The sequence below is a fragment of the Myxococcus sp. AM010 genome (genome assembly GCF_013372585.1).
GTDB classification, from domain to species: Bacteria; Myxococcota; Myxococcia; order Myxococcales; family Myxococcaceae; genus Myxococcus; species Myxococcus vastator.
Genome location: NZ_JABXEO010000012.1, coordinates 87,607 through 108,855, shown reverse-complemented (window position 1 = coordinate 108,855; position 21,249 = coordinate 87,607). Strand labels below are relative to the sequence as shown.

General features: G+C 69.9%; 21 protein-coding genes. 8 read left to right on the top strand and 13 right to left on the bottom strand.

The features are described 5' to 3' along the window. Positions 1-3: 3 nt before the first annotated feature. The gene (locus HV826_RS09320; RefSeq protein WP_176416644.1) at positions 4-3,123 is read left to right on the top strand and encodes an efflux RND transporter permease subunit; all 3,120 of its coding nucleotides are present in this window, start codon (positions 4-6) and stop codon (positions 3,121-3,123) included. A gap of 22 nt (positions 3,124-3,145) precedes the next feature. Here HV826_RS09320 and HV826_RS09315 read toward each other — a convergent pair whose 3' ends face one another. Then, positions 3,146-3,898 (bottom strand): hypothetical protein, encoded by a 753-nt coding sequence (locus tag HV826_RS09315; protein WP_176416643.1) that lies wholly within the window; start codon positions 3,896-3,898, stop codon positions 3,146-3,148. Between the two features lie 55 nt (positions 3,899-3,953). On the opposite strand from HV826_RS09315, the gene HV826_RS09310 reads away from it, so the two are divergent. Further along, a complete protein-coding gene (locus HV826_RS09310; protein ID WP_176416642.1) occupies positions 3,954-4,511 on the top strand; it encodes a DUF2378 family protein in 558 nt (185 codons plus the stop codon). Positions 4,512-4,565: 54 nt separating this feature from the next. Here the strand turns inward: HV826_RS09310 and HV826_RS09305 are convergent, their stop codons facing one another. From HV826_RS09305 to HV826_RS09295, 3 genes are all read right to left on the bottom strand, one after another. Beyond that, positions 4,566-4,994 (bottom strand): hypothetical protein, encoded by a 429-nt coding sequence (locus HV826_RS09305; protein ID WP_176416641.1) that lies wholly within the window; start codon positions 4,992-4,994, stop codon positions 4,566-4,568. 199 nt (positions 4,995-5,193) lie between these two features. Then, positions 5,194-5,760 carry a DUF99 family protein gene (locus HV826_RS09300; RefSeq protein WP_176416640.1) on the bottom strand — a complete coding sequence of 189 codons (567 nt, stop codon included), beginning with the start codon at positions 5,758-5,760 and terminating at the stop codon, positions 5,194-5,196. Positions 5,761-5,854: 94 nt separating this feature from the next. Continuing rightward, on the bottom strand, positions 5,855-6,058 hold the full coding sequence (locus HV826_RS09295) for a cold-shock protein (protein ID WP_002635980.1): 204 nt from the start codon (positions 6,056-6,058) through the stop codon (positions 5,855-5,857). Positions 6,059-6,325: 267 nt separating this feature from the next. Here HV826_RS09295 and HV826_RS09290 point away from each other — a divergent pair, with 267 nt between their 5' ends. The 3 genes from HV826_RS09290 to HV826_RS09280 all read left to right on the top strand — a co-directional run bounded on the left by HV826_RS09290 (position 6,326) and on the right by HV826_RS09280 (position 8,161). Further along, positions 6,326-6,883, top strand: coding sequence for a hypothetical protein (locus HV826_RS09290; RefSeq protein ID WP_255207914.1), 558 nt, complete (start codon positions 6,326-6,328; stop codon positions 6,881-6,883). 206 nt (positions 6,884-7,089) lie between these two features. Further along, positions 7,090-7,578: an SRPBCC family protein gene (locus HV826_RS09285; RefSeq protein ID WP_176416639.1), complete on the top strand. Its 489-nt coding sequence runs from the start codon at positions 7,090-7,092 to the stop codon at positions 7,576-7,578. A gap of 40 nt (positions 7,579-7,618) precedes the next feature. Further along, a complete protein-coding gene (locus HV826_RS09280) occupies positions 7,619-8,161 on the top strand; it encodes an SRPBCC family protein (protein WP_255207915.1) in 543 nt (180 codons plus the stop codon). Between the two features lie 78 nt (positions 8,162-8,239). On the opposite strand, the gene HV826_RS09275 is transcribed toward HV826_RS09280, so the two are convergent. The 5 genes from HV826_RS09275 to HV826_RS09255 all read right to left on the bottom strand — a co-directional run bounded on the left by HV826_RS09275 (position 8,240) and on the right by HV826_RS09255 (position 15,390). Beyond that, on the bottom strand, positions 8,240-8,617 hold the full coding sequence (locus tag HV826_RS09275) for a hypothetical protein (RefSeq protein ID WP_176416637.1): 378 nt from the start codon (positions 8,615-8,617) through the stop codon (positions 8,240-8,242). Between the two features lie 143 nt (positions 8,618-8,760). Beyond that, positions 8,761-9,732 carry an aldo/keto reductase gene (locus tag HV826_RS09270; protein WP_176416636.1) on the bottom strand — a complete coding sequence of 324 codons (972 nt, stop codon included), beginning with the start codon at positions 9,730-9,732 and terminating at the stop codon, positions 8,761-8,763. Between the two features lie 244 nt (positions 9,733-9,976). Continuing rightward, positions 9,977-10,786: a M57 family metalloprotease gene (locus tag HV826_RS09265; RefSeq protein WP_217917281.1), complete on the bottom strand. Its 810-nt coding sequence runs from the start codon at positions 10,784-10,786 to the stop codon at positions 9,977-9,979. A 157-nt stretch (positions 10,787-10,943) separates the two neighbouring features. After that, positions 10,944-14,528 (bottom strand): M1 family metallopeptidase, encoded by a 3,585-nt coding sequence (locus HV826_RS09260; protein WP_176416634.1) that lies wholly within the window; start codon positions 14,526-14,528, stop codon positions 10,944-10,946. After that, positions 14,518-15,390, bottom strand: a complete 873-nt coding sequence (locus HV826_RS09255; RefSeq protein ID WP_176416633.1) for an ABC transporter ATP-binding protein — start codon at positions 15,388-15,390, stop codon at positions 14,518-14,520. The genes HV826_RS09260 and HV826_RS09255 overlap by 11 nt, the downstream gene beginning before the upstream one ends. A 142-nt stretch (positions 15,391-15,532) precedes the next feature. On the opposite strand from HV826_RS09255, the gene HV826_RS09250 reads away from it, so the two are divergent. Beyond that, on the top strand, positions 15,533-15,895 hold the full coding sequence (locus tag HV826_RS09250) for a YciI family protein (protein WP_176416632.1): 363 nt from the start codon (positions 15,533-15,535) through the stop codon (positions 15,893-15,895). 18 nt (positions 15,896-15,913) lie between these two features. Next, complete coding sequence (locus HV826_RS09245; RefSeq protein ID WP_176416631.1) at positions 15,914-17,149, top strand: RNA polymerase sigma factor; 1,236 nt, start codon at positions 15,914-15,916, stop codon at positions 17,147-17,149. A 40-nt stretch (positions 17,150-17,189) separates the two neighbouring features. Here HV826_RS09245 and HV826_RS09240 read toward each other — a convergent pair whose 3' ends face one another. Beyond that, positions 17,190-17,897, bottom strand: a complete 708-nt coding sequence (locus HV826_RS09240; RefSeq protein ID WP_176416630.1) for a glutathione S-transferase family protein — start codon at positions 17,895-17,897, stop codon at positions 17,190-17,192. A 130-nt stretch (positions 17,898-18,027) separates the two neighbouring features. Between HV826_RS09240 and HV826_RS09235 the strand changes: the two genes are divergently transcribed. Beyond that, positions 18,028-18,915 carry a LysR substrate-binding domain-containing protein gene (locus HV826_RS09235; protein WP_255217120.1) on the top strand — a complete coding sequence of 296 codons (888 nt, stop codon included), beginning with the start codon at positions 18,028-18,030 and terminating at the stop codon, positions 18,913-18,915. A gap of 115 nt (positions 18,916-19,030) precedes the next feature. Here the strand turns inward: HV826_RS09235 and HV826_RS09230 are convergent, their stop codons facing one another. From HV826_RS09230 to HV826_RS38045, 3 genes are all read right to left on the bottom strand, one after another. Continuing rightward, the gene (locus HV826_RS09230; protein WP_176416629.1) at positions 19,031-19,627 is read right to left on the bottom strand and encodes a class I SAM-dependent methyltransferase; all 597 of its coding nucleotides are present in this window, start codon (positions 19,625-19,627) and stop codon (positions 19,031-19,033) included. Continuing rightward, entirely contained in the window at positions 19,611-20,963 is a 1,353-nt protein-coding gene (locus tag HV826_RS09225; RefSeq protein WP_176416628.1) for a cytochrome P450, read from the bottom strand. Before HV826_RS09225 ends, HV826_RS09230 begins: the two co-directional genes overlap by 17 nt. A 118-nt stretch (positions 20,964-21,081) precedes the next feature. Next, the gene (locus HV826_RS38045; protein WP_225888965.1) at positions 21,082-21,165 is read right to left on the bottom strand and encodes a cittilin family RiPP precursor; all 84 of its coding nucleotides are present in this window, start codon (positions 21,163-21,165) and stop codon (positions 21,082-21,084) included. Positions 21,166-21,249: the final 84 nt, after the last annotated feature.

The following is a 21,249-nucleotide window of genomic DNA, read 5'->3' as shown; positions in this document are numbered from 1 at the left end:
CCCATGCTGCTCAGCGACGTCTCCATCCGCAGGCCTGTCTTCACCGCGATGTTGTCGCTGTGCCTCGTCGTGCTCGGCCTCATGGGCCTGGGCCGCCTGGGCACCGACCTCTATCCGGATGTGTCGTTCCCGGTGGTCATCATCAACACCGTCTACAAGGGCGCGGGTCCGGGCGAAATCGAAACGCAGGTCATCAAGCCCCTTGAAGACGCCGTCGCCGGCATCAGCGGCGTGGACAAGATTCACTCCTTCAGCCGGGAGAACGTGGGCATCGTGGTGGTGCAGTTCAAGATGACCGCCCCGCTGGACCGGGCGGTGCAGGACGTGCGCGACAAGGTCGCCGGCATCGCCAGCCGCCTGCCCCAGGACGCGGACGCGCCCGTCATCGGCCGCGTGGACCTGGGGGCCACGCCCATCCTCACCTACGCCGTCTCCGCGGAGCTGCCCTCGCAGGAGCTGCGCCGGCTCATCGACGACCGCGTGAAGCCCGCGCTCGCGCAGTTGGAGGGCGCCGCCGAGGTGCGCGTCACGGGCGGTGACACGCGCGAGGTGCAAATCGACATCGACCTGGACAAGGCGCGCGCGGCGGGCGTGTCCCCGCTGAGCATCGCCCAGCGCGTGGCGGCGGAGAACCTGGACCTGCCCGCGGGCCGGCTCCAACTGGGCGCCTCCGAGATGACGGTGCGCTCGCTGGGGCAGTTCCAGAACGTGGAGGAAATCCGCGACCTGCCGGTGGCGCGCAGCGCGACGGGCGCGCAGGTGCGGTTGGGTGAAATCGCCAGCGTGACGGACGGCGTGGCCGAGCGGCGCACCCTGGCGCGCCTCAACGGGCAGGACGCCGTCATCCTGGAAATCGTCAAGCAGCCGGGCTCCAACACCGTCGCGGTGAGCGAGGCGGTGCGGCGGGTGATGTCGCAGATGGACTCGGTGGTGGGGCATGGCTTCCAGGCCACGCTGCTCATCAACCAGTCGGACCTCATCCAGGAGAACGCGCACGAGGTCTGGGTGGCGCTCGTCTTCGGTGGCGCGATGGCGGTGCTCATCATCCTCATCTTCCTGCTGGACGTGCGCGGCACCTTCATCTCGGCGCTGGCGCTGCCCACCTCCGTGCTGGGCACCTTCTTCGTGATGTACGTGCTGGACTACACGCTCAACCAGATGACGCTGCTGGGCCTGTCGCTGGCCATCGGTCTGCTCATCGACGACGCGGTGGTGGTGCGCGAGGCGATTACCCACCGGCTGGAGAAGGGTGAGGACCCGGTGAGCGCCGCGTCCAACGGCACCCGGGACGTGGGCCTGGCGGTGCTCGCCACCACGCTGTCGCTGGTGGCGGTGTTCGTGCCGGTGGCCTTCATGCCCGGCATCGTCGGCCAGTTCTTCCGGCAGTTCGGCATCACCATCTCCGTGGCGGTGCTGATTTCCCTGTTCATCTCCTTCACGCTGGACCCGATGATGTCGGCGCGGCTGGCGAAGCGGCGCGTGCCGGGCGAAATCCGCCAGGAGAACGCGGTGGCCGCGGCGCTGCGCCGCTTCCTGGACGGCACCGAGCGCGTCTACGAGTCCATCCTCCGCTGGGTGCTGGCGCACAAGTGGACGACGATGGGGCTCACGCTGGTGCTGCTGGTGGTGTCCTTCGGAGGCGCCAGCCGCCTGGGCATGGAGTTCATGCCCGCGGAGGACCGCTCGCAGTTCTTCGTGGACCTGACGCTGCCGGACTCGGCCAGCATCCGGGAGACGGAGGCCCGCACCGCCAGCGCGGAGGCGCTGCTGCGCCAGCTCCCGGAGGTGACGGACGTCTACTCCATCGTCGGCAAGGACGGCGACGTGAACAAGTCCCGCATGCGCGTGCTGACCGTGGGCAAGGACGCGCGCACCAAGGGCATCCAACTGCTGAAGGAGGACGCGCGCGCGCTGCTGGAGCCGGGGCTGGTGGGCACGCGGGTGAACCTGAGCGACCCGCCCATCCTGGAGGGCATGGGCGACTTCTACCCCATCATGGTGCGCATCACCGGGCCGGACCTGGTGCGCGTCAACGAGGAGGCCGAGCGCGTCGCGGACATCCTCCGTGAGCTGCCGGGCACCGCGGACGTGCGCGTGGAGTCCAACCCGCCCAAGCCGGAGATGCAGGTGCTCATCGACCGGGCGCGCGCCAGCGACGTGGACCTGCACGCGGGCGCGCTGGCCACGCAGCTCCGGCTGGCCATTGGTGGTGACGTGGTGGCGAAGCTGCGTGAGGGCATCACCGAGACGGACATCCGCGTGCGCCTGTCGGAGAAGGACCGCGCCACGCCGGAGCGCGTGCGTCAGCTGGAGGTGTACACGCCTGGCGGCCTGCGCCCGCTGACGGACGTGGCCCGGGTGGAGCTGAAGAACGGCCCCAGCCTCATCGAGCATGAGAACCGCGAGCGGCAGATCGCCGTGTACTCGCAGCTGGGCCCGGGCGCGGCGCTGGGCGACATCGCCCAGGAGCTGAAGGCGCGGGTGGCGGCCCAGCCGCTGCCCCCGGGCTACGCGCTCATCTATGACGGGCAGATGAAGAGCCTGGACGAGCAGAACGACGCCTTCGGCGCGGCGTTCGGGCTGGCCTTCGTGTTCATCTACATGGTGCTCGCCAGCCAGTTCGAATCCTACAAGCACCCGCTCACCATCATGGCGTCGCTGCCGCTGGCCCTGGTGGGCGCGCTGCTGGGCCTGGTGGTGACGGGCTTCCACCTGTCCATGGGCGCCATGATTGGCATCATCCTGCTGATGGGGCTGGTGACGAAGAACGCGATTCTGCTCATCGACGGCGCGCTCCAGAACCTGCGGGACGGCGACACGGTGGATGAGGCGCTGCTGAAGGCGGGCCCGCGCCGGCTGCGGCCCATCCTGATGACGAGCGCGGCCATGGCCATCGCCATGGTGCCCACGGCGGTGGGCACGGGCACGGGCTCGGAGTTCCGCGCGCCCATGGCCATCTCCGTGATTGGTGGCGTCATCACCTCCACCTTCCTCACGCTGCTGGTGGTGCCGGTGGTGTTCGCCGGCATGGAGCGCCTGGGCTTCAAGCGCCGCCGCCCGCGGAGTGACGACGCCGCCTCCGCTCCGCGCCAGGTGGAGCCCAAGCCCGGCCAGGCGGCCTGAGGTCCGCGGGCCTTGGGGGCGCTCAGCGCCCCGCGTACAGCGGCGCCATCGCATCCACGATGGCGCCCATCAGCCGCTGACCGTCAGGCGTGTCCGGGCAGAGGCCGCCCCAGACGAGCGTGAGGCGTTCGGCGACTGGGCGGAAGTACATGCGCCCGCGCATACGGACCGGCTCGTAGCTCTCCCGGCCGCCGACGAGGTAGTCCTCCTCCGGCACGCCGAAAACGGCGTAATACGTGAGGTCCGGCGCCTGCGCGTCCTGCACCCGGTGCAGCCCGCTGGGGATGATGCAGCTCACCTCCGCCAGGTGCCACGGGCCTTCACGGCCCTGGCGCACGTCCAGCACCTCGAAGCACATCTTCGACGCGGGGCAGCCCAGCTCGCCGGCCGTGAGGAAGTTGTAGTCGAGCCGCGGAATCTCCAGCATCTCCTCCAGGTCCGGCCGGCCGTCGCGGGTGAAGCCCCACGGGCCGCCATCCCGCTTGTACGAGCGGATGCCGTAGGCACCGTAGAAGACGTTGTACCAGGGGCTGTGCGGGTTGAAGTAGTTGGAGCACCCGGTCCGCTCCGGGAAGTCTCCAATGGTGAAGGCCACCAGCAGGTCCATCAACCGCTTGGTGTCGAAGGCCATGAAGGGCTCATGCGCCACCGCGCCAATCGACCCGCGGATGGCGGGCACCGGTGTGGCGATACCGGCCTCCGCCAGGAAGTTCTTCTTCCCCGGCAGCGGCGTGGCCTTCATGGCCAGGATGGCGAGCTCTCGTTGCAGACCCATGGAATTCCTACCCCCTCGCCGCACATCCTAGCGGAGGCAGGGTACACTGCTGAACATGCCGGAGAAGCTCGTCTTCGAGCACACCTTGGAGGGGCTCTTCGTGCGAGGGCTGGGCGCCCGCGTCACCCCCGTGCTCCGCGAGCGGCTGCGGGAGGTGGGCGTGGACCTGGAGCGCAAGCTGCAGCCCGCCTACTCATTTGAAACATGGTGCTCCGCCGTGCGCGTGGCCGCGCGCGAGCTGCACCCGGACGTGCCCGACGACGTGGGCTACGCGCTGCTGGGTGAGCGCATGGTGGACGGCTACCGGGAGACGGTGCTGGGCCGCGCCGCCTTCGGCGTGATTCAGCTCCTGGGCCCCCGCCGGTGCGTGAGCCGGGCCCGGCAGATGTTCCGCTCCGGGAACAACTACACGGAGACACGCCTGGACGACGTGTCCCTCACCGAAGTGGACCTGTGGATGAACGAGGCCGGCGCCATCCGCTACTTCACGCAAGGCGCGCTGCGCGCGGGCCTGCGCGCGGTGGGAGCGCCGCATGCCGACGTGCAGGTGCGCGCCTTCACCGACGAAGGCGTCACCTACCGGCTCATGTGGCGCAACGGCCACGAGGCCTGAGCCTCCTGGGGGTCCACGGGCTGGAGCCATCCTGCTCCAACCCGGAGGGGTGTCTCAGCGCGCCGCCTGCTCCACCGCGCCTTCCGGAGCCGCGCCCAGGAAGTAGCGCGAGCGCGCCTTGGCGAGCTGCGAGTGCGCTTCCTCCAGCGACACGCAGTCCACCGTGATGTCGTTGTCCGCCGCCGCCGCCGAGGCCACCCGCGCCGTCTGCAGCCGGGCGATGGTGGAGTCCGAGACGTGCGCGCACATGACGCAGCCCATCTGCCGGCCGTAGGCCACCACCTCTCCGAAGATGTTGGCGGACTCCGGCTCCAGGGTCCTGAGCCCACGCATGTCCGCGAGCACCAGGTGACGTCCCCCTCCGTAGGAGTCTGTCTCGTTGCGGTACCGGCTGGCGAAGTCCCGCATCTCGTTCGGCCTGACGAACCCACTCAACCGCACGGTGACGGTACGGCGATTCTTGTCATTGATGACTTCGAACATGTGTGCGCCCTCCTCGCGAGGCAAAGATTAACATGAAGACAAACGGAGTTCCATGCGGCCCGCCATGGCAGGTTCATGGCTGGAAGGGTGTGCGAGCGTGTCTGGATTGTCTGGCGTCGGTGGAAGTTTCCGCGCGCCGGCGCACGCATGTGGTGGCGGCGCAATCCTCTGCCAGGAGGCGAAGCCGTCTGGGCGCGGCTCAGGCGCGCTGACTGCTCTGGCCCGTGACGACGGCGGAGCCGATGAGGTGCGCCAGCCGCAGGGCCTCGGGGACGAGGCCGCGGTCCGTCACGCGCGCCAGCGCCTCGGCCACCCATGAGGGCTCCGCGCCCTGCACCTGGAAGGTGAAGCCTCCCAACTGGTGGATGGCCCCCGCGCGCTTCAGCTTCGTCCAGCGCGCCTCCGCGCGAGGCAGGCGCCGCAGCGCGCGCTCCACCGCGTCCAGGTCCGGAGGCCGCCGCATCACCGCCACGCACGGCCGCTTCAGCCGGCTTGCCAGCAGGGGCAGGTCCACGACGTTGAAGCCGCCGAAGGCAATGCCATCCAGCAGCACCAGGTGGAGCTGTGGGAGGAACTTCCCACCTTCCAGCAGCCGGCAGACCTCCTGTGTGGCGTTCCAGCCGTCGCGGCGCACCCGTCCCCAGACGAGCCCTTCGAAGCGCGTGCCTCCGCAGACAACGCCCGCCAGGGGCACGGCGGCGCCCGGGCGGCGCGCGAAGGGGCCGTCGTCGAAGCCGATGACACGCGGGAAGCGGGGCAGGCGCATGGTGACGTGCAGCCTCTCAAGTGGCGCCCGCAAAGAGAAAGCCCGGACTCGCCATTCGCGAGACCGGGCTTTCATGGCTTCGCCGGACCGCCGTTCAGGCCGCGCGAACGTTCTGCGCCTGCAGGCCCTTGGGGCCCCGGCCTACCTCGAACTCCACCTTCTGGCCTTCCTGCAGGGTGCGGAAGCCATCCATGTTGATGGCGCTGTGATGGACGAACACGTCCTCACCGCCGCCGTCCTGCACGATGAACCCAAAACCCTTCGCATCGTTGAACCACTTGACGGTACCGGTTGCCATGAATCGCGTTCTTTCGTTCCAAGGCGGCTGGGGTGGCCGCGGATATCGCCCTCTCAGAAACTGAAGGGCCGTACTGCGAGACATAGTCTGCCCGGGGCGGGCCTCCGAGTGGAAGCCCCCCTGGTTGCCCGGCAGCCAGGAAGTCGCGGGTGGACAGGCTTCCTACCCCCGGTGCCCGGGCAGGCGAGGGGCGCATCGCCGTGCGTCATGGGCCGCGTGCCTACCCTAGTGACGGCTTCATGACGGCAAGACTGGAAGGAGCGCCACATGGCTGAACCGCAGACCCTGCATCCGTCCACCCCCAGCTTCGTCCCACCCCCGGTGCTCCCGGAAGGGCGCTTCCGGCGGGGCGTGCGCCGCGCCATGGACCGGAGCGCCGCCGCTGGAATCATCTCCCGTCCGCTCCTGGGACGCCTGCCGTTGCGCCGGTGGGTGCCCCAGGACCTGCACTCGCTCATGGACTACAAGGGCGGGGCGGCCGCGGTGGTGGCGGGCGTATTGTCCGCAGACGCCGTGGCGAAGTCCGCGGGCATTGCCCTGGGGTCCACCGTCATCGGTGTGTCATTGTTGACGGATTACCGCCTCAGCTTGACCAAGCTCATCCCCATTGAGGCGCATGAAATCGCTGACTATGCCTTTGGCGCCGCGTCCATCCTCGCGCCCTTCGTGTTGGGCTATGCGAAGCGCAGCCCGCTGGCGGCGGCCATCCACGTGGCGGTGGGCGTGACGACCGTGCTCGCGTCGCTGGTGACGGACTACCGGTGCCAGACGGGCATGCACCTGGGCGGCGAGCTGGCGACGGACCCGGGGGCGATTGGCGCGTGAGCGCCCCTGTTCCTCCAGTGCCGCGCCACGCGCATCGACCCACCGGCCTTCCGCGTCATCGGGTGATGGCGCCTGGGACGGTCCCGGGCGCGGGGTGATTTCACCATTCGGTTGACAATCGAGCGGTGATGGCCGAGATATTAAACCAACTGGATGAATGTTGGTCGCCTCGGCCGCGCGCCTCGGTGCGCCCATGGGAGCAGGCAATGGCCTCGACAGGGAATGACAGGAGCGCGCCGGTCGCCACGGCGATGATGATGATTCGCCGTCCCGTGGAAGACGTCTTCGCGGCGCTCGTGGACCCCGCAATCACGACGAAGTTCTGGTTCAGCCGGGGCAGCGCGCGGCTCCAGCCCGGTGGCACGGCGCAGTGGTTCTGGGACACCTACGGTGCGTCGGCCACCGTGAACGTGTTGGACTTCAAGCCCGGCGCCCGCCTGCGCATCGAGTGGGGCGACCCGGGTGAGATGACCTTCGTCGAGTGGACCTTCACGGCGCTTTCGCCGGACCGCACGTATGTCCGCGTCGTCGAGTCCGGCTTCCGGGGGGACGACGCGGCCGTCGTGGCGCGAGCGTTGGACAGCACCGGAGGCTTCAACCTGCTCCTCGCCGGGGCCAAGGCCTGGCTGGAGCACGGCATCGAGCTCGCGCTCGTTCCGGACCATGTCCCCGAGGACGCGCGGCACCTCGCCTGACGCCCGGTATCCCCCACCCCCACGAATGTCTGAAGGCGCCATGAAACGAGACTCGCACGCCCACCTGTTGTCCTCCGACACCGTCCGTATCGAGCGCCTGCTGCCCGGCCCCATCGAGCGCGTCTGGGCCTTCCTCACCGAGCCGGAGAAGCGCCGGCTGTGGCTCGCGGGCGGCCCCACGGAGACGAAGGTCGGTGGCAAGGTGGAGCTGCTGTTCCGCCACGCTGAACTGTCAGATGAAGGCGGCGCCCCGCCGCCGCATGCGGACACGGGGCAGGGCCACGTCAACGCGGGGCGCGTGACGGCGTGTGAGCCGCCCCACCTGTTCGCCTATACGTGGGCGGAGAACCACGGCGACCCGTCGGAGGTCCGCTTCGAGCTGACCGAGCGCGAGGACGGGGTCCTGCTGACCGTCACCCACGAGCGCCTCAACGGCCGGGACTCCCTGCGCAGCGTGGCGGGCGGCTGGCATACGCACCTGGACCTCCTGGTCGACCGCCTGAATGGACAGCGCTCGCCCGACTTCTGGGAGGCCTACAAGCGCGCTCATGCCGCGTACGTCACTCGCCCGGGCTTTGACTGAGCCACACCCCGGGGCAAGAAGACGCGTGCCTCGCGGGAGGCCTGGTGCGGCAGCCGCGCCGCACCAGGCGTTCAGCGCCTACGGCAGGTGCGGCGCCGGGTCGTCGGGAAGGATGAGGCAGTCAGGGTCCATGGTGAGGCACCGCGAGTTGCAGCAGCCGTCCGCGCGGCAGCTGCAGACGGGCTGAATGATGGGCGAGCAGGACGAGGAGACGCCGTTGCACGTCACCGTGCCGTTGTTGGCGCCGCTGGCGGAACACGCGAACCCCGTTCCGGTGCACGTCTTCATCGTGCCGTTCGCGCACTCAATCTGCACGGAACAGTCACCCGCCAGCGCGGCCTCCTGAGAGACGAAGTGCTCCTCGGCACCGACCTGGGCCTGCTCCTCGGAGGGCATGGGCCCGCAGGACGTCAGCATCACCAGCGTCATGACGACAATTCCGGCCATCGACTTCATGTGAACCTCTCTTCGATTGGGGGACTCCATGACAGGGAATATGAAAGGAATTTCCTGTCGTCAAGAGAGGCGCTCCACGATGGATGGGTGTCTTTTCCAGCCGATTGAGAGGATTTGTAGCCTTTTATGTCTCACCCGGCGCGTCACCAGGCATAGTCCTCCGGTGCGGGCTTGTGGCCGGGGAAGAGGTCATCCAGGCGTGACAATGCTTTCGCATCCAGCGTGACGTCGACCGCGCGGAGGGCGGCGTCGAGCTGCGCGGACGTCCGCGGTCCGATGATGGGCGCGGTGACGGCGGGCTGGTGGAGGAGCCATGCCAGCGCGACGTCGCCGGGTTCATGCCCGAGCTCCTCCGCGAGCGCCTCGTACCGCTCGATGCGCTCACGGTGCTTCTGGAGGGACTCCTTGGCGCGTCCTTCCAGACGGCGCTTGCCCTCGCGCTCCTTGCGGAGCACGCCGCCCAGCAGGCCGCCCTGGAGGGGAGACCAGGGGAGGATGCCCACGCCGTGGTACTGCGCGGAGGGAATCACCTCCAGCTCCACGGTGCGCGCCATCAGGTTGTAGAGGGACTGCTCGCTGATCAGCCCGGTGAAGTCGCGGCGGGCCGCCACGGCCTGCGCCTGGGCGATGTGCCAGCCCGCGAAGTTGCTGCTGCCCGTGTAGAGCACCTTGCCCTGGGCCACGGCCACCTCCATGGCCTGCCAGATTTCCTCCCACGGCGTGGCGCGGTCGACGTGGTGGAACTGGTAGAGGTCCACGTAGTCCGTGCGCAGCCGCTTCAAGCTGGCATCCAGCGCGCGGCGGATGTTGAGCGCGGACAGCTTGCCCTCGTTGGGCCAGTCCCCCATGGGGGCGTAGAGCTTGGTCGCGAGCACGGTGCGCTCGCGCCGCTTGCCGCCCTTGGAGAACCAGTTGCCGATGACCTCCTCGGTGCGGCCCTTGTTCTCCCCGAAGCCGTAGACGTTGGCGGTGTCGAAGAAGTTGATGCCGTGCTCGTGCGCGGAATCCATGATGGCGTGGGACTCCGGCTCCTCGGCCGTCCAGCCGAAGTTCATGGTGCCCAGGCACAGCCGGCTGACGGAGAGCCCCGAGCGGCCCAGTTGCGTGTACTTCATGGCGACTCCTCAATGGCCGGAGGCAGGCTCCTTCCGCCGAGGACGGCCCGGCCGTTCGCCGCCCCCCCGGATGCGGTGCATTCAGGGCATCCGCGGCGGAGGCTGGCCAGGGATTTGCGGTGGGCTCCGCGCCGGGTGTCGGGCAGCCAACCGGGACGCCGCGATGAGGCAGGGCGCTCGAAACGAAAAATGGGCCACCGCCATGAAGGCAGTGGCCCACCGGTACGGCGGACGAACGTGGCGCTTACGGGTACAGCGCGCGGGCGCCGCTGCGGTCGTTGCTGGTCAGCACCAGGTCACCCGTCTGGGTGCCATTGCACTGGGGGTAGTGCATGACGGAGCTGGCGTCATACGGCGTCAGCGCGCGCCAGGCGCTGTCCTCGTAGCAGCCCGTGGTGGTGAGGCGGGTGTGCTCGTGGCGGAAGCCCAGCACGTGACCCAGTTCGTGGCGAATCACGCCCTCCAGCGTCCAGGGGGAGATGTTCTGGAACGACGTCGTCGAGATGAGGACGTTGGCGCTGCGGCGGGCGCTGTTGGGGAAGAAGGCGCGCGCCAGGTACTGGGACGTCTTGGTCTGGTTCACGTCGAACACGACGTTGTTGTTGCGGTTGGTGCAGTTCGAATCCTGCGCGCTGACGTGGACGAACTTGACGTTGGAGGCTGCCTCCCACTCCGCCGCGGCGCTCTTCATCGCGTTGACCACGCGCGTGTAGTTGCCGCCGAACTTGGTGCTCACGCAGTACGTGAGGTTCAGCGCCTGGCTGGCGCTCCACTTGATGTCCTGGCCGCCGCTGTAATACACGGCCAGCGCGCCCCGCTGGGTGCCGAGGCCGCTGACGGACTGCTCGTAGAACTCACGCAGCTCCGACTCCGTCGGCAGGAAGATGTCACCGTCGACGACGAAGCCGCCCGACTCCGGCTCCTGGTAGGCGCTGGCGCGGAACTCCTCGAAGGAGACCTGCTGCGTGTCCTGCGCCTCGGACTCGGGGGCGCCGCACGCGGAGCCCAGGACGGAGATGCCAGCCAGTAGCGCAACGGAGTGAAACTTGATCATGGTGGACCCTCGGGGTGGATTCTCTGAATTGCAGCGAAAAGCGAGAAGAAGACCCCGACACCGAAGCATCGGACACACAGTGCTATACGAATTTTGAACCTAGAGCTTCGAGCCCCACCGAGGCTGGCGCGGTCTGCTTTGACTCATGGGGAGGTGTTCAGGGCTGTTTCAGCTTCCAGCGGGTGCCGGCCCGCTCCCGTGAGATGCGCCGGAGGAATGGGTCGACGCTGATGTACGCGGGGCGTTCGTCCACGGTGAGAGAGACTTCGGTGATACCGTCTGTGAAGCGGTGTTTCGCCGCGTACAGCGGCGCATCGTCGGACGACGCGTCTGGGGGGCCGGCGAACACCGCCACGTCCAGGGACTCGTCCAGGGGCAGGGGGACGCCCTGCCCGTTCCGGCGCGCGTGCTTCGACGCGGACATCCGCGCGGTGACGCGGTAGCGGCCATCCGCCAGGGGCTCGCAGGTCGCGGACTCCACCTTCAGGTCATACAGCACGACCTCCGTCAGCCACTGGTCGACGAGCGGGCGTGTCGCCTCGGTGGTCTCGTCATGCAGCAAGGCGAGCAGGTCGCGCGCGGTGGGTTGGGGCCGCGGGTGGGCATGCCGCTGGACGAGCTCGCGCAGGGCCCGGTCGAGCGCGGCCTCACCGAGAAGGTCCTCCAGCGCACGCATCACCACCGCGCCCTTGCCGTAATAGAGGTAGGGCTCATCCCTTGTCTGGAGGAGTGGAGGTTCCTCGCCGTCCTCCTCCGCGCGGCCTCGCAGGTAGCGGTCCAGGTCGAAGGCCAGCACCTGACGCACCTGCGCCTCGCCGTGGAGGGCTTTCAGCACGCGCTGCTCCGCGTACTTCGCCAGGGACTCGGTGATGAGCAGTCCGCCGGGGCCGCTCACCGGGTCCACCTGATGTCCCCACCACTGGTGCGCCACTTCGTGCGCGATGCGCCGGGTGATGAGGTCCACGGTGCCCTGCTCGCCAGGGGCCGTGAGGAAGCCCCGGTGCTCGGGGTAGTAGATGGTGTTCGACAGCGCGAGCGCGCCGAAGCCCCAGGTGGCGGGCACCTCCACGATGCGAAGCTGGGGGTGTGGATAGGGGCCGAGCTGCGCCCCGAGCAGGTCCAGGGAGCGCGTCGCCGCGCGCAGCATCCGCTCCACGTTGTGGGCGTGCCCGGGGTGGTAGTACACCTCCACGTCCACGCCCAGGTGCCGCGCCTTCCTCACCGCGTAGCGCGCGGAGACGATGGCGAACCAGTTGAGCATGGGGCGCTCCATGACGTAGCGGAAGACGCGCCGGTCCCCCTCGTGCCACGTCTGCCGCAGCGCGCCTGGGGCCACCGCGAGCTGGGTGTCCGAGGTCGACACCGTCAGGTCCAGGGTGGTCCAGGTGCGCTGTCCCCCGCCGCCCTCCGCGAGCCCCAGGTCGCCTTCGGCTTCCGCTTCCACCCGAGGCGTCTCCGGAAGCCCTCGCTGGCGCCGCTCCCGAGCGTCGACGAGCTCGTAGCCCTTGCGGTATCCAATGGCGGGAAAGGCCTCCAGGTTGGAGATGAACGAGCCGTTCGCGGCGATGGAGGTGTCGCGTGCCCCGTCGCGAATGCCTCGCCGCGCCAGCTCGAGCGCGAAGGTGAGCTCGGTTTTCGCGCCGGGCGGCAGGGGCGTGTCCAGCTCGAACGCGGCCATGCCGAAGCGGCTGTCGTGATGGACCTGCCGGGCCCCCGGCAACGCCAGTGTGGCGTGGTGTACGTCGCGGCGCACGGAGAGCCACACCCGTTGGATGGGCGCTCGCGTCCGGTTCTCCAGCACGTAGCTGCCGGTCGTGCGGTAGCGCGCTTCCTCGGGGTACAGGTCGACGCGGGCCTTCACGGCGACGATGCTGGGTTGGGGGAGGGATTCGTGGCGCTGATAGGCCTTCTCATAGTCGGCCTTCCAATCCGCGAGCTGGGCGCGCGTCTCGTAGCGGTTGAGCACGTTCGTGCCGTGGAAGATGAAGCCCCCCGCCAGGACGAAGAGGCCCAGGCACGCCGCCACCGCCGTCACGCCTCGCCGTCCCCACACCCGAGGGAGGGCCGCGAAGCGCGCACGCAGCGGAGGGCTGACGCCGCGCCGCCACAGGCCACAGGTGAGCAGCCCCAGCACCCCCGCCAGGGCGCTCCAATACACCATGTACGCGTTGAAGCCGTGGACCCCGGCCCCAAGGCCATTCATGTCCGAGTAGCGGAGCGGCGGCCCGCTGGCATAGCGCAGCAGCCCGTGCTCCAGCCCCACCAGGCCGCCCTGCCGCATGGCCAATGCCAGGAGCAGGCCCAGGAACATCCCCACATAGCGGTGGGGGCTCAGCGTCTGGAGCCACAGCACCGCCACCGCGAACAGCAGCAGCGGCAGCCCGGCGAAGTACAGCAGCGACAGGTACAGCTCCGGCTCCAGGTGCCGGTAGCCTCGCGAGAGCTGGAACAGCACCGCGATGCCCACCGCGGAGCCGGTCAGCGCGAGCACCTGCAGGCCCAGCACCGCCAGCTTCGACAGGTAGAACACGGCGCTGGAGGCGGGCGTCGCGTCCAGGAGGTCGCTCAGGCGGACGACGCGCTCCCGCCAGACGAGCTCGGCGCCGAAGTAGACCAGGCACAGCGCGCCAAAGAGGAACAGGGGCGGATGGATGGCCTGCAGCAGCAGCCCCGTGGTGGGCAGCAGCCGTGTGCCGTATTCCGCCTGCGTGGCGCTGGCGGCGACCTCCATGCCGAGCACGAACACCCAGAGCGCCATCAACGCCAGGAAGGCCCGGCCCTTGAGGATGGCGCCTGCTTCCACCTTCAGCGTGGACACCAGGGCGGCCCGGAACCGGGTGCCCTCGTCGCGGTCGCCCTCCACCGGGCGGTAGGGGACGCGGCCTGGGGCCGCCGCCTCGGGCTCGATGCGCCGGGGCTTCGCGCCGGACGCCGCGCGGAAGGCGAAGCGTTGGTAGACGAAGGCCAGCACCCCGGCGGAGACGCCCAGCCACAGGAGCCGGTTGTGCAGGAAGGCACCTTCCAGTCCGAGCAGGCGGGTGTTGCGCTCGTGTTCGGTCCAGTAGCGCGTCTGGGCGAAGAAGGCGGACAGGCCGAACGGGTCCAGCAGGGCGGCGCGCGCCACGGCCTCCGGCGTCTGCGGCGCGGCGCCCGCCATCAAGGGGGAGTCCCCCAGCAGCGCGCCCACGAAGTAGAGCGCGTAGAGGAAGACGGCGCCGACGTAGGTGGCCAGCGCGCTGCGCGTCAGCGTGGCGACGGCGAACAGCAGCGACGCGGCGAAGAGCAGGTTGGGCAGCACCATGACGGCGAGCGCCCAGGCGTAGCGGAGGACCTCCCAGCTCGCGCGCCGCTCCGGGTCCACGTCGAGGACCCATGGCGCCAGCATCAGCCCCAGCGCGGCGACGGTGAACACGGCGAGCGCCGCCAGCAGCGCGCCCGCGAGCCGGACGGACAGGTACGTGAGCTTGGAGATGGGCGTCGCGTAGACGAGCGCCTCCATCCGGTGCTCGCTGTCGCGCAGGGCGGCGTTCGCGCAGGAGGCGCTGAGCACGAAGCTGGAGAACAGCGACAGGAACCCCAGCGACTGCATGACGGACGCCGGGGAGTTGATGTGGGCGTTGTCCGGGCCGTAGCCCGTGCCGACGAACACGAACGCCATTCCCAGGAAGGCGGCGACGGCCACGAGGAAGGCGGCCTGGCGCGTCTGGAAGCGCCACTCGAAGCGAAGCAGCTCACCAGCCATGTCCGACCAGGGCGGCGAAGTAGACGTCTTCCAGGTCCGGCGGCACGGACTCGAAGCCCGGCGCGGGCGCTTCGTCCGCCAGCACCCGGAGCACCGTCCTGCCACCCGACAGTTGCGTGGAGAGCACCGTTCGGGAAGCGCGGAGGGCGGCCACCTCGTGCTTCTCCACCGTCTTGCGCCACACGCGGCCCGACAGCTCGCCGACGAGCTGGTCGGGAATGCCTTCGCGCAGCACCCGGCCTCCGGACAGGATGGCCATGCGGGGACAGAGCTGGCGGACGTCCTCGACGATGTGGGTGGACAGCAGCACCACGACGTCCTCCGCCACCTCGCTGAGGAGGTTGTGGAACCGGTTGCGCTCCTCCGGGTCCAGCCCCGCGGTGGGCTCGTCGACGATGAGCATCCGGGGCTGGCCCAGCAGCGCCTGCGCGATGCCGAAGCGCTGCCGCATGCCTCCGGAGAAGCCGCTGACGGCCTTCTTCCGGTGCGCGTGGAGGTTGGTCTGTTGGAGCAGCGCGTCCACCTGCTCGCGGCGCTGGCGCGCGTTCGTCAGGCCCTTGAGCACGCCCAGGTGGTCCAGCAGCTCCACGGCGGACACGCCGGGGTACACGCCGAACTCCTGGGGCAGGTAGCCCAGGTGCCGCCGGTGCGCTTGTGGGTCCGCGAGCACGTCGACACCGTCGAAGCGGAGCTGTCCCGTGTCTGGCGCCTGGAGCGTGGCCAGGATGCGCATGAGCGTGGACTTCCCCGCGCCGTTGGGGCCCAGCAGTCCGAAGAGCCCCTTGCCGATGGTGAGGTCGATGTCCTGGAGCGCTCGGACGCCATGGGGGTAGGTCTTCGAGACGGCGGAGATGCGGAGCATGGGGCCCGGAGTGTCGAGAGGTCCACCAGCTACGGTCCGTCCGAAGCGCGATTGCGCCGTGCGGTAATTTGGGTGCGGCCGGAAAAAGGCGGTCGATTCACGGGGGTTCCGTTCGACCATGGAAGAAAGGAGGCACGGACCCATGAAGTACCTGCTGATGATTTACGAGAACGAGAAGGCCGCCGAGACGCTGTCGGAGGCGGAGGTCCAGCGCTTGCTGGGTGAGTACGGCACCTTCACGGAGGCCATCCAGCAGAGCGGGCACTTCCTCTCGGGCGAGGAGCTGGAGCCCACGGCGGCGGCCACCACGGTGCGCATCCGCGACGGCAAGCGCCTGACGACCGACGGCCCCTTCGCGGAGACGCGGGAGCAACTGGGCGGCTTCTTTCTCGTGGAGGCCAGGGACCTCGACGAGGCCATTGGCATCGCGTCCCGCATTCCCAGCGCGCGCAGCGGCTCCATCGAGGTGCGGCCGGTGCGTGAATTCACCATGCCCCAGGATTGACACCGGGCTCCGCGCGGCATGATGGACACCACCTCTATTCTTGAACGGGCGCACCGTGAGGATTACGGGCGCATCGTGGCCACGCTCATCCGCGTGCTGGGCGGGGACTTCGGCGCGGCGGAGGAGGTGGTGCAGGACGCGTTCGCCTCCGCCCTGACGCAGTGGCCGCGCGAGGGCGTGCCGCGCGAGCCGGCCGGCTGGCTGATGCGCGTCGCGCGCAACAAGGCAGTGGACCGCATGCGGCGGTCCGCTCGCCTGGAGGCGCGCGTGGGCGAGCTGGAGGAGGAGGCGTCACCCGTGGACGGCGCCGACTGGCAGGCGCTGCCGGACGACTCGCTGCGGCTGCTCTTCACCTGCTGTCATCCCGCCTTGTCGCCCGAGGCCCAGGTGGCGCTCGCGCTGCGTTGCCTGGGCGGGCTGACGACGGAGCAGATTGCTCGCGCCTTCCTCGTGTCACCCGCCACGCTGGCCCAGCGGCTGGTGCGCGCGCAGCGGAAGATACGCACCGCGCGCATCCCCTACGTCATCCCGGAGCCCGAGGCGCTGGCGGAGCGCACCGCGGGCGTGCTGCACACGCTCTACCTCGTCTTCTCGGAGGGCTACGCGGCCACGGACGGGCCGGCGCTGCTGCGGGTGGACCTCTGCGAGGAGGCCCTGCGCCTGGCCCGGCTGGCGCGCGCGCTGCTCCCGGACGACGCGGAGGTGGCGTCCCTGCGGGCGCTGATGCTGCTCCACCATTCCCGCCGCCGGGCGCGCGTGGCGGAGGATGGCGGGCTGGTGCTGCTGGACCGGCAGGACCGCTCGCGCTGGGACGGCGCGCAGCGGGACGAAGGGCTGGCGGAGCTGGGAGCCGCGCTCGCCATGGGCGCCCGGGGGGCGTACACGGTGCAGGCGGCCATCGCGGCGCTGCATGCCCAGGCGCCGCGCGCCGAGGACACCGACTGGGCGCAGATTGCCGCGCTGTATGCGCGGCTGGTGGTGCTGACGCCGGGGCCCGTGGTGGCGCTCAACCACGCCGCCGCCGTGGCGATGGCTCGCGGCCCCGAGCACGGGCTGGCCCTGGTGGACGACCTGGAGGCCTCTGGACGGCTGGCGGACTACCACCTGCTGCCGGCCGCGCGCGCGGACCTGCTCCGGCGCCTGGGGCGCGAGGACGAGGCCGTGAGTGCCTACCGGCGGGCGCTCGCGTTGGTCCGCACCGCGCCCGAGCGGCACTTCCTGGAGGCGCGGCTGCGCGAGCTGCTGGTGGAGTGAAGGGCCTGGCACCTGAAGGTGTCGCGGCCACCGTCGCGGCTCAGTTGGGCAGGCGTCGCAGGGCCTCCGCGAGGCGGAGGTGCCCCTGGAAGGCGCCACTGCCCCGAGGCGTCTCGCCCTTTTCAATCGCGTGGGCGAAGCGCACACCTTCGTCGGCCTCCAGCCGCTCGAAGAGGGCCTGGAGCTTCGGATTGTCGCGGCGGTCCAGCACCTCGTGGTACCGGATCCACCGGGCGATGCCGATGAAGTAGGCGTCCGCCAGCGTGCGCTGGTCGCCCAGCAGCCACGGCTGGTCGCCCAGCATCGCCTCCAGCTTCGCGTGCGCGGTGACCACGCTGCGGGCTCCGTAGGTGCGCAGGGCCTGCTTGTCGGGCTCCGGAAGGTCGGCGTGCTCCAGCGCGTACCAGAGCGGCGAGAAGGCACCGAAGAAGGTCGTGTTCAGGTACGCGAGCATCTGGTTCAGGCGGTCGAAGCCCTCGGTGCCCTGCGCGAATGAGAGGCCCGTGTCCACGCCGCGCGCGCCCAGGTGGTTGAGGATGGCCATGCTCTCGCTGATGCGCGCGCCTGTCTCCGTCATCAGGGTAGGCGTCTCCGCGACGGGGTTGATGCGGCGGTAGTCCGCGGTGGTGACGTCCTCCGGCATGGCGATGCGGCACAGCTGGTAGGGCCGGCCCAGCCACTCCAGCGCGACGATGGAGCCGAACGAGCAGCCAGAGGGGATGCCGTAGAAGAGGGTGGGTGATTCCATGGTGAAGCTCCTGTCCGAAGGGGAAGGCGCGATGCCTTCGATGAGGACAAGATGGCCGTGGAAACGCGCGCCGTGTAGACAGCGGAACGCGAACGCAAGGTCCACATCCGTGGACGATGAGGCGCGGCCCTTGAATCTCAACGACCTCCAGCTCTTCGTCCAGGCCGTGGAGAGCGGTGGCTTCGCCGCGGCGGCGCGGCGGCTGGGCATTCCCAAGTCCACGGTGAGCAAGCGGGTGGCGGAGCTGGAGGACGGGCTGGGCGCCCGGTTGATTCAGCGCACGTCGCGGAGCTTCACGTTGACGGACGTGGGGCGGGACTTCCTGGACCATGCCCGCGCTGTCGTGATTGAGGCGGAGGCCGCGGAGAGCGTGGTGCGCCGCCGGCAAGTGGAGCCCCGGGGCGTGGTGAAAATCACCACGTCGGTGCCAACGGCGCAGTTCCAGCTCGCGGACCGGCTGCCGCTGCTGGCGCTCGCCCATCCCAAGGTGCGCGTCGAGCTTCACGCGACGGACCGCTTCGTGGACATGGTGCAGGAGGGCTTCGACATCGCGGTGCGCAGCCACTTCGCGCCATTGCCCGCCTCGGGGTTGGTACAGCGCCGGCTGTCAGGGGAGCCCATCATCCTGGTGGCTTCGCCCGGCTACCTGTCCGGACGCGGCAAGCCTCGCCGGCCGGAGGACCTGGGCGAACACGATGGCCTCCTGACCAGCGCCATGGCCACCCAGTGGCGGCTGCGCGGACGCGTCGGTGAGGCCGTCACGGTGGTGCCTCGGGTGCGCATGAGCGCCGACGAGTCGCTGGTGCTGCTGAAGGCGGCCACTGCCGGGCTGGGCATCGTCTGCCTGCCGGAGTCCTTCACGCGCGCGGACGTGGAGGCGCAACGGCTGACGCGCGTGCTGCCGGCGTGGACCGCTGGCGCGGTGACGACGACGATTCTGACGCCACACCGCAGAGGCCAGTTGCCCGCCGTGCGCGCCGTCATCGACTTCCTGATGGCGAAGGCCGACGAGGCGTGAGCTTCAGCACCGGGAGCGCGCAGCGGCCACCGCTGGGCGCGGCGAGCCGGTATGCGGACCGCCCGGTCGCTCCTGGTGCCAGACGCACTTGCCGCGCGCCCCCGCGCCGCCTGGCCTACGTCGCCACCCGCTCGATGGTGGCGAGCCAGGCCAGCGCGCCCTCCGGGTCGGTCTGCTCGTAGTGCGCCTCCCGGAGGGACTTCACGCGCCAGCCTTCCGCGAAGCTCGCGTGCAGGGCCTCCGGTGGAACGGCGCGCGGCCCGTCGCGGAAGTACAGCGCATGGTAGTGCCCGCCGGGCCGGAGCACGCTCGCGAGGCTGGCGGCGAACGCGGGCCGGTCCCCAGGCTCGAAGACGTGGAGCAGGGCCGAATCGAGGAGGGTGTCGAAGCGCCGGCCCAGCGTGCCCAGCTCCAGGGCGTTGCCCACGCGCAGGTCCGCGTCGAGCCCGCGCAGGCGGGCCGTTTCGCGCGCCCGCTGGATGGCTGGCTCCATCATGTCCACGCCGCACACCGTCAGGCCCTTGGCCGCCAGGAAGAGCGCGTTCTCCGCGAAGCCGCAGCCCACGTCGAGCACCTCGCCGGAAATCTCGCCGGCCTCCCACAGGTCGACGAAGGCCCGCTGGGGCCGCCCGATGTCCCAGGGCGCGCCCAGCAGGTATGCCGAGCGGAAGAACTCGCGCCGGACCGCTGCCCCTTCAGGCACCCGCCGCATGCCGCACCTCGCCTTCCTGTGACTTGTGAGCGCGATGCCGCGGAGTCAGCCGGACCCCGAGCGGCTGGAGCGCGAGCGCCGGCCGGGGCCGCACCACGCAGCCGGGTGCCAGCTCCAGCCGGAACCGCCGCGCCACGCACGCGGTGATGAGCACCGTCTCCATCATGGCCAGCGCCGAGCCGATGCAGAACCGGGGGCCGCCGCCGAACGGGAAGTAGACGTACCGGTGCATGCGCTGGGCGTCCTCGGACAGCCAGCGCTCCGGACGGAAGGACTCGGGGGCGTCGAAGTAGCGCGCGTCGCGGTGGGTGACCCACTGGCTCACCGCCAGCAGGGTGCCCGCCGGGACGTGGAACCCACCGAGCTCACAGTCGCGCAGCGCCTCCCGGCTGGTCATCCACGCGGGGGAGTAGAGGCGCATGGCCTCCTTCATCACGGCCTCCGTGTAGCGCAGGCGCGGAAGGTCCTCGGCGCCAGGGAGCCGGCCCCCGAGCACCGTCTCCAGCTCCGCCACCAGCCGGCCTTCCGCCTCCGGGTGCTGGGCCAGCAGGTACCAGGCCCACACGAGCGCGTCCGCCGTCGTCTCGTGTCCGGACATGATCATCGTCGCCAGCTCGTCGCGCAGCTGGGCCTCGGAGAGGGGCTCCGGCGAGGACAGCAGCAGGGCGAGCAGGTCCGTGCGCGACTCCGGCTGCTCCCGGTAGCGGCGCACGAGCGTCGCGAGCAGCGTGTTGAGCCGGCCCAGCGCCCGGCGCAGGCGCAGGTTGGTGGGCGTGGGCACCCAGATGGGCGGGCGCAGGGGACTGTCGGTGTGCCGCATGACGGCGTCCACGGCGGCGGCCACGTGGCGGGCCTCGTCGTCGATGGGCGTGTGGAAGAGGAAGCGGCTGACGATGTCGAGCGCCAGCGCGGACACGTCCGCGTGCACGTCCCGCGCGTCGCCGGGGCGCCACGTCTGGAGCATCGTCTCGGTGAGGGCCACCACGGTGTCGCCACACGCGGCCACGTGCTTGCGATGGAACGCGGGCTGGACGAAGCGCCGCTTGCGCAGCCAGTCCTCGCCCTCGCTGTTCATCATCGCTTCGGGGAAGCCGCCTTTGTGACGCTTGCCCTGGCCCACTCCGGCGAGCTTCACGAAGTTGCCGTCGCCGTTGACGAGGACGCGTTCAATCAGGTCCGGGTGGTTGAGGAGGAAGTTGCGCTTCCCCAGGCGCACCACGTCGCCGTACTCCCTGGCGCAGCGGGTGAGGAACCCCAGCGGGTCCTCGGAGAACGCCACCAGGTTGCCAGCAATGAAGTGGCCCTTGGGCCCCGGCGGAAGGCGCACCTGTGGCATGAAAGGGTCCTGGAGGGGGGAACTGCCGCTGGCGCAGGCGGAGCGAACCGTGCGCTCCACCCGCGTCGACCAGCTCTTGCGACCCAACCGTCAGGGCACAATGCCTGACGGCTTTTGACTAGTAATAGATATACGGGGCGGAGAGCTTGTCCGCGCGAGCAAACCGCATCAGCACAGCCAAAGAGTACAGGGCCTTCTTCATGGCGAACTCCTGGTTTGAGGTGGCGTCTTGCTGTCTGCTGACGTCATGGCCAGCGCGGTGAAATGTGGCACAGCCCGATAAGGC

Excerpts from the sequence above, each read along its gene's own strand:
- HV826_RS09250 (WP_176416632.1), top strand. The coding sequence starts at position 15,533 with ATGAAGTACCTGCTGATGATTTACGAGAACGAGAAGGCCGCCGAGACG.
- HV826_RS09255 (WP_176416633.1), bottom strand. The coding sequence starts at position 15,390 with ATGCTCCGCATCTCCGCCGTCTCGAAGACCTACCCCCATGGCGTCCGA.
- HV826_RS38045 (WP_225888965.1), bottom strand. The coding sequence starts at position 21,165 with ATGAAGAAGGCCCTGTACTCTTTGGCTGTGCTGATGCGGTTTGCTCGC.
- HV826_RS09265 (WP_217917281.1), bottom strand. The coding sequence starts at position 10,786 with ATGATCAAGTTTCACTCCGTTGCGCTACTGGCTGGCATCTCCGTCCTG.
- HV826_RS09295 (WP_002635980.1), bottom strand. The coding sequence starts at position 6,058 with ATGGCAACCGGTACCGTCAAGTGGTTCAACGATGCGAAGGGTTTTGGG.
- HV826_RS09275 (WP_176416637.1), bottom strand. The coding sequence starts at position 8,617 with ATGAAGTCGATGGCCGGAATTGTCGTCATGACGCTGGTGATGCTGACG.
- HV826_RS09240 (WP_176416630.1), bottom strand. The coding sequence starts at position 17,897 with ATGGAATCACCCACCCTCTTCTACGGCATCCCCTCTGGCTGCTCGTTC.
- HV826_RS09285 (WP_176416639.1), top strand. The coding sequence starts at position 7,090 with ATGGCCTCGACAGGGAATGACAGGAGCGCGCCGGTCGCCACGGCGATG.
- HV826_RS09305 (WP_176416641.1), bottom strand. The coding sequence starts at position 4,994 with ATGTTCGAAGTCATCAATGACAAGAATCGCCGTACCGTCACCGTGCGG.
- HV826_RS09225 (WP_176416628.1), bottom strand. The coding sequence starts at position 20,963 with ATGCCACAGGTGCGCCTTCCGCCGGGGCCCAAGGGCCACTTCATTGCT.
- HV826_RS09300 (WP_176416640.1), bottom strand. The coding sequence starts at position 5,760 with ATGCGCCTGCCCCGCTTCCCGCGTGTCATCGGCTTCGACGACGGCCCC.
- HV826_RS09260 (WP_176416634.1), bottom strand. The coding sequence starts at position 14,528 with ATGGCTGGTGAGCTGCTTCGCTTCGAGTGGCGCTTCCAGACGCGCCAG.
- HV826_RS09245 (WP_176416631.1), top strand. The coding sequence starts at position 15,914 with ATGATGGACACCACCTCTATTCTTGAACGGGCGCACCGTGAGGATTAC.
- HV826_RS09310 (WP_176416642.1), top strand. The coding sequence starts at position 3,954 with ATGCCGGAGAAGCTCGTCTTCGAGCACACCTTGGAGGGGCTCTTCGTG.
- HV826_RS09320 (WP_176416644.1), top strand. The coding sequence starts at position 4 with ATGCTGCTCAGCGACGTCTCCATCCGCAGGCCTGTCTTCACCGCGATG.
- HV826_RS09290 (WP_255207914.1), top strand. The coding sequence starts at position 6,326 with ATGGCTGAACCGCAGACCCTGCATCCGTCCACCCCCAGCTTCGTCCCA.
- HV826_RS09315 (WP_176416643.1), bottom strand. The coding sequence starts at position 3,898 with ATGGGTCTGCAACGAGAGCTCGCCATCCTGGCCATGAAGGCCACGCCG.
- HV826_RS09280 (WP_255207915.1), top strand. The coding sequence starts at position 7,619 with ATGAAACGAGACTCGCACGCCCACCTGTTGTCCTCCGACACCGTCCGT.
- HV826_RS09270 (WP_176416636.1), bottom strand. The coding sequence starts at position 9,732 with ATGAAGTACACGCAACTGGGCCGCTCGGGGCTCTCCGTCAGCCGGCTG.
- HV826_RS09230 (WP_176416629.1), bottom strand. The coding sequence starts at position 19,627 with ATGCGGCGGGTGCCTGAAGGGGCAGCGGTCCGGCGCGAGTTCTTCCGC.